General features: G+C 69.2%; 11 protein-coding genes and 1 tRNA gene. 6 read left to right on the top strand and 6 right to left on the bottom strand.

Annotated features, from left to right (window positions below; all coding sequences use genetic code 11):
- Positions 1-55: 55 nt before the first annotated feature.
- Positions 56-970 carry a hypothetical protein gene (locus VGJ14_01990; GenBank protein ID HEY2831169.1) on the bottom strand — a complete coding sequence of 305 codons (915 nt, stop codon included), beginning with the start codon at positions 968-970 and terminating at the stop codon, positions 56-58.
- A gap of 154 nt (positions 971-1124) precedes the next feature.
- Positions 1125-1535, bottom strand: a complete 411-nt coding sequence (locus tag VGJ14_01985; protein ID HEY2831168.1) for a hypothetical protein — start codon at positions 1533-1535, stop codon at positions 1125-1127.
- A 263-nt stretch (positions 1536-1798) separates the two neighbouring features.
- Here VGJ14_01985 and VGJ14_01980 point away from each other — a divergent pair, with 263 nt between their 5' ends.
- Both VGJ14_01980 and htpX read left to right on the top strand, forming a co-directional pair.
- A complete protein-coding gene (locus tag VGJ14_01980) occupies positions 1799-3610 on the top strand; it encodes a hypothetical protein (GenBank protein HEY2831167.1) in 1812 nt (603 codons plus the stop codon).
- A 111-nt stretch (positions 3611-3721) separates the two neighbouring features.
- Positions 3722-4570 carry a zinc metalloprotease HtpX gene (gene htpX / locus VGJ14_01975; protein ID HEY2831166.1) on the top strand — a complete coding sequence of 283 codons (849 nt, stop codon included), beginning with the start codon at positions 3722-3724 and terminating at the stop codon, positions 4568-4570.
- 48 nt (positions 4571-4618) lie between these two features.
- Here the strand turns inward: htpX and VGJ14_01970 are convergent, their stop codons facing one another.
- Positions 4619-5245 (bottom strand): PadR family transcriptional regulator, encoded by a 627-nt coding sequence (locus tag VGJ14_01970; protein HEY2831165.1) that lies wholly within the window; start codon positions 5243-5245, stop codon positions 4619-4621.
- A gap of 66 nt (positions 5246-5311) precedes the next feature.
- Here VGJ14_01970 and VGJ14_01965 point away from each other — a divergent pair, with 66 nt between their 5' ends.
- The gene (locus tag VGJ14_01965) at positions 5312-5890 is read left to right on the top strand and encodes a hypothetical protein (protein ID HEY2831164.1); all 579 of its coding nucleotides are present in this window, start codon (positions 5312-5314) and stop codon (positions 5888-5890) included.
- 21 nt (positions 5891-5911) lie between these two features.
- Here the strand turns inward: VGJ14_01965 and fahA are convergent, their stop codons facing one another.
- The 3 genes from fahA to VGJ14_01950 are packed head-to-tail and all read right to left on the bottom strand — an operon-like array spanning position 5912 to position 8054.
- Positions 5912-7063: a fumarylacetoacetase gene (gene fahA, locus VGJ14_01960; GenBank protein HEY2831163.1), complete on the bottom strand. Its 1152-nt coding sequence runs from the start codon at positions 7061-7063 to the stop codon at positions 5912-5914.
- A gap of 11 nt (positions 7064-7074) precedes the next feature.
- Positions 7075-7554: a pyridoxamine 5'-phosphate oxidase family protein gene (locus VGJ14_01955; GenBank protein HEY2831162.1), complete on the bottom strand. Its 480-nt coding sequence runs from the start codon at positions 7552-7554 to the stop codon at positions 7075-7077.
- 11 nt (positions 7555-7565) lie between these two features.
- On the bottom strand, positions 7566-8054 hold the full coding sequence (locus tag VGJ14_01950; GenBank protein HEY2831161.1) for a YajQ family cyclic di-GMP-binding protein: 489 nt from the start codon (positions 8052-8054) through the stop codon (positions 7566-7568).
- A 99-nt stretch (positions 8055-8153) separates the two neighbouring features.
- Between VGJ14_01950 and VGJ14_01945 the strand changes: the two genes are divergently transcribed.
- The 3 genes from VGJ14_01945 (at position 8154) to VGJ14_01935 (ending at position 9788) form a co-directional block, all read left to right on the top strand.
- Positions 8154-8237, top strand: a tRNA-Tyr gene (locus VGJ14_01945).
- Between the two features lie 322 nt (positions 8238-8559).
- On the top strand, positions 8560-9150 hold the full coding sequence (locus VGJ14_01940; protein ID HEY2831160.1) for a helix-turn-helix domain-containing protein: 591 nt from the start codon (positions 8560-8562) through the stop codon (positions 9148-9150).
- Positions 9147-9788: a hypothetical protein gene (locus VGJ14_01935; protein ID HEY2831159.1), complete on the top strand. Its 642-nt coding sequence runs from the start codon at positions 9147-9149 to the stop codon at positions 9786-9788. The genes VGJ14_01940 and VGJ14_01935 overlap by 4 nt, the downstream gene beginning before the upstream one ends.
- Positions 9789-9916 lie beyond the last annotated feature (128 nt).

The following is a 9916-nucleotide window of genomic DNA, read 5'->3' as shown; positions in this document are numbered from 1 at the left end:
CGGGTGGCAATGCCACCCGGAGTCCGTGAGGTCGGGCCGGAATCCGGCCGATCGCTTACTGCGGCGAACCGGCGGCCGGGTTGAGCGCGCTGCCGGAGTCGGCGCTGGAGTCACCGTTGTTCGCGGCGGGCGCCGCGGCGCCGGACTGTTCGCCGCTCTGGTTGCTCGAGCCGGACGACATCGCGCTGCCTGCTGCGCCGTCCTGCCCGTCCGAGCCCGAACCGCCCGCAATCGCTCCGGTCATCTGATCCGGGCTGCTGGACTGGGCCGGGGCCGGAGCGGCGGGCGCTGCCGGAGCTGCGGGCGCTGCCGGGGCTGCGGGCTGAGCGGAAGGAGCCTGCGGGTCCACCGGAGCGTTCTGCGGGCTGGCGGCGTCCGGTGCGGCGCCGACGTTGTTCGACTGGTCGCCGCTCGATGCCGGCGCGTCGCCGTTCGGGTTGATGGCACTGCCGGCCTCGGCGCCGGAATCGGTCGCGCCTTGGGTCGGCTCGACGCCACTGCCGTCCTCGGAGCCGCCCGGCGAGGGCGCGCTGTTGGCCTCGCCGCCGCCCGGCGCGGGCACGCCGTTGGCCCGGGCGCCGTCGGCGCCGGCCGCACCGCCGCTCGGGTCGGCCGGCATCGAGGCGCCGCCGGGACCGCCGGGGAAGCCGTCGTCATCGCCGCCGGCGGGCAGCGCGCCGGGGTCGGCGGGCATGCCGGGGTCGGTGGGATCGGCCGCCGGGGCAGCCGGGCCGGCCTGCGGAGCCTGGCTCGTCGGGTCGCCACCGAAGCCGTCGGACGGTGCGGCCTGGGCGCCGTCGCCGTCATCGGTCGTGGGCGCCGGGTCGTCGGCCGGGACGGTCGCGACGGAGGCGACGTCGGCCGCGACCAGCGAGGTGGTGGCGCCGTTGGCCAGGCCGTGGCCCAGCACCAGGCTGATCGGCGCGGCCAAAATGGCGACCAGCGCAGCCTTGCGGGATCGAGGAGACATTCGGGGGGCTCCCATCGCGTTCCGTGCGGAAGATGTCGAGACCCCAGTGAACGGAGCGCCGTCGACGCGCGGCAACGCGAATAGCCCTTTCGGGGGACCAACCGGGCAGCTGCGGACGAGCGACGTCAAACACCCGGCGCAGGGGCGAGGACGCTCAGCTGCGGTAGGGGGCCTCGCCGACCCGGGTCACCCGAACGGCGCCCCAGAGCAGGAAGATCGTCATCGCGCCGAACGCGGTGCCCAGGCTGATGAATGTGCCGTCCCGATCGGCCTCGCCCTGCGTCACGTACATGAACGTCATCAGTGCGAATACGCACGCGGACAGCGTCATGCAGTACGAGTAGAGCCGCATTCGGGCCAGCCGCTGCTCGTGCCGTTGGTAGGCCCGGCGCAACATCTCCAGGTGCGCCGCGTGCTCCGCCTCGTCCGGCGCGACGAAGTCGTCCCACGGCGTCGAGATGGGCCGGTCGGCGACGGCCGGGTCGAACAGAACCGGGGGCTCGAAGGCCACGTCGTGGGTGAGCGGCGCAGCAGGGACCGCGTCGATATCGAACTCTGCACTCACGGGGGCAGCCACTCCTGGTCGCGACGAGGCCGGATCCTGTTGGGTGGACCCGTTGTGTGCCGAGTCAACCCCTTCGGACACATTCCGCCAACCCGTATACGGGAGCAATCCCGCGTTCTTCACGAATTGGGCAAGCCGTCACCGCTGCGGAGGTTCCCGGAACGACCCACGAAGGCGCCCGGGCCGACCTACACTCGCCCAAACCACGCGTTGGCGGACATGGCGGTCATACCCGCATACGACCGTTCGCAAAGGGGCCATCGATGCAGGTCACAGGCCGGTTCCGGCGGACGCTGGTGGTCATCGCCGCGCTGGCCGTCTGCTCCCCGGTGTTGGTCGCGGGCCCGCAGGCCCGGGCGGCCGATCCCGGGGTGGATCCGCACGATCCCGGCGTGGTCGGGGAGTTGCCCGCCGATCTGACCTACCACCTGTCCCCGCAGCTGGCCGCCGCGTTGGGCACGGACACCCTCGACGAGGCGGGCGCCCGGGCGGTGCTGTCCCGCCGCGGTGCGAGTGGCCCGGTGGCTCAGCCGACGCCGGCGGTAGGTGCGGTACGGCAATGGCCCGCGTTGGACGACACCGGCGACACCGGCATCCCGGTGGTCGGCATCTACCTCAAGCAGTACACGCTGCTGGCCAAGGGCCCGAAGATCGAGGTCTGGGTGGCCAGCGGCTCCGATGACAAGTCCTCCGGCACCCAGTTCCCGGCCGGGGACTGCCGGGCCACCAAGGCCGACCCGACCGTGGTCACCGCCGCGCAGGCACAGCAACTGGTCAACGAGTTCACCAACCGGATGCTGCCGGTCGAGTCGAAGCTGTTCAGCATCGCGCCCAGCGAGGACGGCACGTTGTCCCTCGGCCAGCTTCCGGCATTGGGCGTGGACTTCCGCGGCGACGGGGATTCCACGGTCACCTTGGTGGACAACGTCCGCGACCCCAACTTCTACGACTTCGCGCACAACCGCACCTACATCGCCGGGTTCTTCGCGCCGATCTTCAACCAGCTCACCAACCGCAACGTGATGACCATCGACGCGTTCGACTGGGCGCACCGCACCGGCGACCAGCCGGCCGATGCGCCGAGCAAGGACATCTGCCAGAGCCGGCCCGCCCGGCCGCGGCTGTACGAGGCGACGTTCGCGCACGAGTACCAGCACCTGCTGGAGTCCTACCAGGACGAGCAGGAGAAGACCTGGGTCAACGAGGGCCTGTCCGACATGGCCGAGGCGCTGGTCGGCTACGCACACCCGAGTCTTTCGGTGCACCAGGCCCGTGCGGAGGCGCACATCTATTGCTTCCAGGGCTACGGCCTGGTGAAGGGCCCGTCGAACCCCAACCCGATTCCGTGCGGCGGCCCGGAGAACTCCCTGACGGTGTGGAACGACGAGGGCAGCAACTCCGAGGTGCTCGCGGACTACGGCAACGCCTGGTCGTTCATGCTCTACCTCTACGACCACTACGGCGCCGCGTTCATCTCCGCACTGCACCGCGACGGACAACGCCAGGGCCTGGACAGCGTGCAGGGTCTGCTGGACTCCTACGACCCCGGCAAGAAGGTTCTCGACCTGCTGCATGACTACCAGCTGATGACGCTGCTGGATCACCTCGTCTCGGCCAAGGGCGCCAAGCTGGTCGGCGCCGACCGCCGAGCGGTCACCACCCGGAGCCTGGACGCCTCGGTGGACCTGAAGGCAGCCTCCGCCTACGCCTTGCCCGGCGCAGCGCCGAACGGGGCGGACTATGTGGCGCTGCGGGACGGCACGACGTTCCTGCCCGGCGCCGCGCTGCGCTCACTGAGCTTCACCGGGGCGCGCACGCTACCGGCGCAGAGCTTCCAACCCGGCCCGAGCGTGCAGGGCTGGACGGTGCGCCTGGTCGGGGTGGACGCCAAGGCTCACCGGGCGATGGTGGCGACTTATCAGGGGTTCGAGCTGACGCTGGGCGCGGCGGACCTCAAAGCGTTTGCGTCCTACCCGCAGGTGGTCGCGGTGGTCACCCAGGACGACGGCCAGGAACTCGTCGACGGCTACGCCCTTTACCAACTGACCGTGAACGGCTCGACTCAGCCGGGCTGACCTGCGAATACTCCGGCCCCGGTGTGCCGGAACGCGGCGGGGTCGGCGTACGTTCATGATGAAGGAACGTTTGCTGTGCACCCCAGTGGGAGTCAGGTTATGCACCGTCATATGAACGGCCTCAAGACAGCCGCGCTGCTGGGTCTGTTCTCGGCGATCATCATCGGCGTCGGGTCGATCTTCGGCCGCGGCGGCCTGGTGATCGCGCTTTTCCTCGCCGTCGGCATGAACGGCTACGCCTACTTCAACAGCGCCAAGATGGCGCTGCGCTCGATGCGCGCCCGGCCGGTCAGCGAGGCCGAGGCCCCGGCGATCTATCGAATCGTGCGTGAGCTGTCCACCGCGGCCAAGCAGCCGATGCCGGCGCTGTACATCTCACCGACCCAGGCGCCCAACGCGTTCGCCACCGGCCGTAACCCGCGCAATGCCGCGGTCTGCTGCACCGAGGGCATCCTCGGCATCCTGGACGAGCGGGAGTTGCGCGGGGTACTGGGCCACGAACTCTCCCACGTCTACAACCGCGACATCCTGATCTCCTCGGTGGCCGCGACCATGGCCTCGGTGATCATGTTCGTCGCCAACTTCGCGATGTTCATCCCGATGGGCGGCGGCGACGACGATGACCGGCCGAACCCGTTGGTGGCGATCCTCATCATGCTGCTCGGTCCGATCGCGGCCAGCGTGATCCAGCTGGCCATCAGCCGCTCGCGGGAGTACCAGGCCGACGAGTCCGGTGCGGAACTGACCAACGACCCGTTGGCGCTGGCCTCGGCGCTGCGCAAGCTGGAGGCCGGCGTGGCGGCCCGCCCGCTGGCGCCCGAGCCGCAACTGCAGACCACCAGCGCGCTGATGATTGCCAACCCGTTCAAGGCCGGCGCCGTCTCGAAGTTGTTCTCCACCCACCCGCCGATGGCCGACCGCATCCGTCGGCTGGAGGAAATGGCCGGTCACCAGCACTGAGGGAGGACCGGCGCAACTGACGTACTTGGACGCTGGTTGCGTGGTGCCTTACCGGGCGCGGCCGTAGGTCGTGATCACGCGTTGCATGCGGGCCCGCGCGGTGTGGTCCAGCCCGTGGCCGGCGGTCGTCTGCCAGGACTCCGTCTCGGTGGCCAGTTGCCGGCAGCGGAACTCGATGAGCCCGAACAGATCGGCCACCATCTCACCGACGATGGCGTTGAGATGCGCGCGCTGCGGGAACCCGCCCTCGCCCTCGAGGTACTGCGCGAACACCGTCACCACCCGGTCCAGTGAGGCGCGGGCGTCGTCGGCGGCGTGCCGCATGGCGTCGGCGAACTGCGCCGGGGTGCCCGCGTCGGCGAACCAGACCCGCAGCATGGACTCGATCTCCATGCTCGGTGGCGCGGGCGGGGTGGCCAACCAGTCCGTCAGCTCCGCACGCCCGGCGGCGGTGATCGTGTAGCGCTTGCGGGTGCGCTCCCGACCGGCCGCCTCGGCGGTCACCTCCGCCCAGCCCAGCCGGACCAGGCGCTGCTGCTCCCGGTAGAGGTTGGCCTCCGAGGCCGGCCACACGTGGGCCAGCGAATGGCGCACCTGCTGGGTCAGCTCGTAGCCGGTCCACGGTCGCAACGAGAGCAGGCCGAGCAGAACGTAGGACGACGTGGTCACGGGCATGGACATGATCCTAGACGACAACTACTCTCAATGAGAGTAGATATGGGCCGGAGTGAGGATGTCGCCATGGCGTTGGACCCCGATACCTTCCGCTGTTCGCCGACCGGCGTGCTCACCGATCTGCCGGTGCTCGACGACCTGCTCGACCCGCACCGCGAGGGCCTGGGCGTGGGCTATTGGGGCTACCGCGCGCACTGCTACCGGATGGTGAACTGGGCGCGCGTCGTCACCGAACCGCGGCCGCATCGGGAGCACAAGCTGGCGATCATGACGGTGCTGCACGACCTGCCGTTCTTCCTCACCGGCGACCTGGACTACCTGGGCAAGGCGTGCGAGCTGGCGACGGTGCACCTGAAGGAGATCGGGCGCGAGGAATGGACCGAGGAAATGCACCTGATGATCAACAACCATCACAAGATGCGCTCCTACACCGGCGCGCACGCGGAGCTGGTGGAGGCCTGCCGCAAGGCCGACTGGATCGACGTCACCTTCACCAAGCTGCGCTTCGGCATCCCACGCAAGCTGGTCGTCGAGGTACGTGCGACGTTCCCGATGAACGAGGCCTACAAGGCGGTGGCCATGCCGGCCATCGCCAAGTACGCCGCGGGGCATCTGCACCGCCCGCTGCCGATGATGCGGTGGTAACCCGAGATATCTGAGGCAGCGTCAGGTCGAGTAGACGGTGCCGGAGACCTCGCCCAGGTGGATCGGGCCGCCGTCCGGGCCGGGCGCGGTGGCGCGGATGGTGACCGTGTCACCGTCGGCGAGGAACGTGCGGGTGCTGCCGTCGGCCAGCGCAATCGGCTCGGTGCCGTTCCAGGACAGCTCGAGGAAACAGCCGCGCTGGTCCCGCTGCGGCCCGGACACGGTGCCGGAGGCGAACAGGTCACCGACGCGCAGCGGGGCGCCGCCCACGGTGAGGTGGGCGAGTTGCTGGCCCGGCGTCCAGTACTGGTCGCGGAACTGCGGGGCGCTGACTGCGGTGTCGTTGAGCAGCACCTCGAAGCTGATGTCGAAGCCGGCACCGGCCGGCTGCAGGTAGGGCAACGGCGTGGGGTCCTGCGTCGGGGCCGGCACGCGTGCGGCGTCCAGGGCGTCCACGGGTACGACCCACGGGGAGATCGAGGTGGCGAAGGACTTGCCGAGGAACGGACCCAACGGGGTGTACTCCCAGGCCTGGATGGCGCGCGCGGACCAGTCGTTGAGCAGCACCACGCCGAACACGTGCTCGGCCAGGTCATCGGCGGACAACCGGGTGCCCGGCGTGGTCGGGGTGCCCACCACGAAGCCGAGCTCCACCTCGATGTCCAGCCTCGGCTCCGGCCCGAAGGTGACGCCGTCCGGGCCGCGGTACTGGCCAAGCGGGCGGGTGATCGGGGTGCCGGAGACCACCACGGTGCCCGAGCGGCCGTGGTAGCCCGCGGGCAGCGACTTCCAGTTCACCGGCAGCGGGTCGGCGTCCGGGCGGAACATGCGCCCGACGTTGGTCGCGTGGTGTTCGTTGGAGTAGAAGTCGACGTAGTCGGCGACCTCGAACGGCAAGCACAGCGTGACGTCCTGACGGGGAATCAGATGCGGCTCGGCCGCCTGCAGCGCCACCTCGTGGGTGAGGAGTTCCAGCAGTCGCTCGCGGGTCCGCGTCCACGCCGCCCGGCCGCGGGCGAGGAACGGGTTGAGTGTGGCAGCGGCGAACACGTCGTCGCCGAGCGCCGGGGCTAGATCGAGCACGGAATCCCCGATGGCCACGCCGATCCTGGCCGGTTCGGTGCCGACGCGGAACGCGCCGTAGGGCAGGGTCTGGATACCGAAACCGGTCATCTGTTCCCCCGTCAGTATGCGCCGGCGAGCTTGTTGTGGTTCCAGCTGGCGACCCGGGTGGCGGTGAGCACGATGCCCACCCGCTTGCGGGCCTGCGCCTCGAACGCCGCGTTGATGACGGTGCGTTCGGCCTCGTAGCCGGCGCCGTAGCGTTCGGCCAGGGCGAGGCCGATCTGCAGCGTCGGCTCGTAGTCCTCGAGCAGTGTGACGTCGCATTCCATGGAGACCCCGCGCAGCTGGGAATAGGTCTCGCCGTCCTCCACCAGCACGGTGGCCCGCGGATCCCGGTGCAGGTTCAACGCCTTCTGGGACTTGGCGTAGGTCCAGGTGGCCAGCACCGGCCTGTCGTGACGCGACGGGCGCTGCACGAACCACAGCGGGGCGAGGTGCGGGCGGCCGTTCGGGCCCATCGAGGCCACCTGGATAACCTTCCGCTCGGCAAGGAAGGCGTCGATCTCGTCGGGGCTCATCCGGATGGCGTCGCGGGCCACGCGTGTCTCCTTCAGCGGTAGTTGACGAACTGCAGCGCGAAGTCGAAGTCGGAGCCCTTGAGCAGCGCGATGACGCCCTGCAGGTCGTCCTTCTTCTTGGCGGACACGCGCAGTTGGTCGCCCTGGATCTGCGCCTGCACGCCCTTCGGGCCTTCCTCGCGAATGAGCTTGCCCACCTTCTTCGCGTTGTCCTGGGAGATGCCCTCCTGGATGTCCGCGAAGATCTTGTACTCCTTGCCGGACAGCTGCGGGTCGCCCGCGTCCAGGACCTTCAGTGAGACCTGGCGCTTGATCAGCTTCTCCTTGAACACGTCCAGGATCGCCTTGACCCGGTCCTCGGACTCCGCCTTCATCTCGATGCGCTCACCGGTCCAGCCGATGTGCGCCCCGGTGCCCTTGAAGTCAAAGCGTTGGGCCAGCTCCTTCCCGGTCTGGTTCAGCGCGTTGTCGACCTCCTGACGGTCGACCTTGCTCACCACGTCGAACGACGAGTCGGCCACGATGCGTGCCCCTCCGATGTCTCAGCAGATCCGATTTGCTGGCGTCCCGAACGCCCGGGGTATTCTCGCGCAGCGCCGCGGGGGAACCCGTGCGCCCCCGGCAGATTGCCCGAGCGGCCAATGGGAGCGGACTGTAAATCCGTCGCGAAAGCTTCCCAGGTTCGAATCCTGGATCTGCCACCAGCTGGATGATCAAGCCCCTGGCCTGCACGTTTGGGTCGGGGGCTGATCTTTTCCGGTCCGGGTGGTGTCGCACACAGTGGACCGTCTGCGTCCTATTCATGTCCTGGTCGGCGTGAGCCTGCTGGCCTCCCATTGCTTGGCGGTATTGGTGTCGAGTCTGCGGGCGGGTTGTGCAGCGCCGATACTTGACGGGGTTTATCCAGGGTCCTGGCTAACGCCGCTCGGCCGCTGCGCCGGGAATGGCGGGGACATAGAGCGGACCTCCTCCCGGCCGGGACCCGTTTCGTTGACGCTACGCATAGACGGAAGATATATTCCGTCTATGCGTAGTGAAGCGCCACCGTTGATGCCGATCTTCCGGTCGCGTCACCAGGCCGATCTGCTGACGTGGCTGCTGCTGCACCCCGACCGGGAGTACACCACCACCGAGTTGGCCCGGCGCCTGGACGTGCCGTTGACCACCCTGCACCGGGAGGTCCAACGACTCGTGGCGGCCGAGCTGCTGCGCGATCGACTGGTCGGGCGATCCCGGCTGTTCAGCGCGAATACCGCCCACCCCGCTCACGCAGCGCTGACCCGGTTGCTGGAGCTCAGCTTCGGCCCGCACACGGTCGTGGAGGACGAGTTCGCCGGGCTGGACGGGGTGAAGCAAGTACTGATCTTCGGCTCCTGGGCCGCACGGTACGACGGCGTGGAGGGCCCACCGCCGGCCGATGTCGATGTGCTGATCGTCGGCAATCCCACCCGGGCGGACGTCTACGAGGCGGCGGATCGCGCCCAGGGCCGATTGGGTCTGCCGGTGAACCCGGTGATCCGCAGCGTTAAGCAATGGCACGAGGGGGCCGAGGCGTTGATCGCGCAGATCAGGTCGGGCGCCCACGTCGTCGTGCACCCGACGGGAGAGCCGGGATGACGCGGTGGCCGCGCGGTGAGGCCGAGATCGAGGAGTTGCTGCGCGGCGGCCACCTGCAACAGGTGACGGGTGCTCAGACCGATGGGCAGCCGTTCCTGGACAAGGCGCGCCGGGTCCTGACGACGGCGACGGGCTTGGTGGGCACCGATCCGGAGAGCGCCTACGTCCTGGCCTACGACGCGGCGCGCCACGCCGCTACCGCGCTGCTGGCGCATCAGGGTTTGCGCGCTACCAGCAAGGGCGGCCACTACGCCGTGGATGTCGCGCTGCGCGCGCAGTTCGGCGCGGGGTTCCGATCCTTCTCCGCGCTGCGTCGACGCCGCAACGAATTGGAGTATCCGGAGAACCCGGCCGAGACGATCGACGCCGACGAGACACAACAGGCCGTCAGCGACGCCGGCACCCTGATCGATGCCGCCTCCCGCTTGCTGCCGACCATCGGGCGCTGGGACCAGTATCGCCCAAACCCCTTACGGGGACGGAAAATCGCAGGTCAGCGGGGGCATGGCGACGTCCTGCAAATCCGTCGCGACACCTTCCCAGGTTCGAATCCTGGATCTGCCACTGCAAGGTTGATCAAGCCCTTGACCTGCACTTATGGGTCGGGGCTGATCTTTTTCGGTCCGGCGTGGTGCTGAGCACGGACCTATCGGATGCCGGAGTCCACGGTGAGGTTGACAGTCCGGGGTTTCCCGGCGCGCAGCGTCACGGACTCGGTTGCCTGAGAGCGGTAACCGCCGGCGTTGGTGGCGCGCAGCACGTAGGG

Source organism: Sporichthyaceae bacterium (genome assembly GCA_036493475.1).
Classification (GTDB): Bacteria; Actinomycetota; Actinomycetes; order Sporichthyales; family Sporichthyaceae; genus DASQPJ01.
Note: the sequence above shows the minus strand (reverse complement) of the source record. Positions and strands in the feature narration are given on the sequence as shown.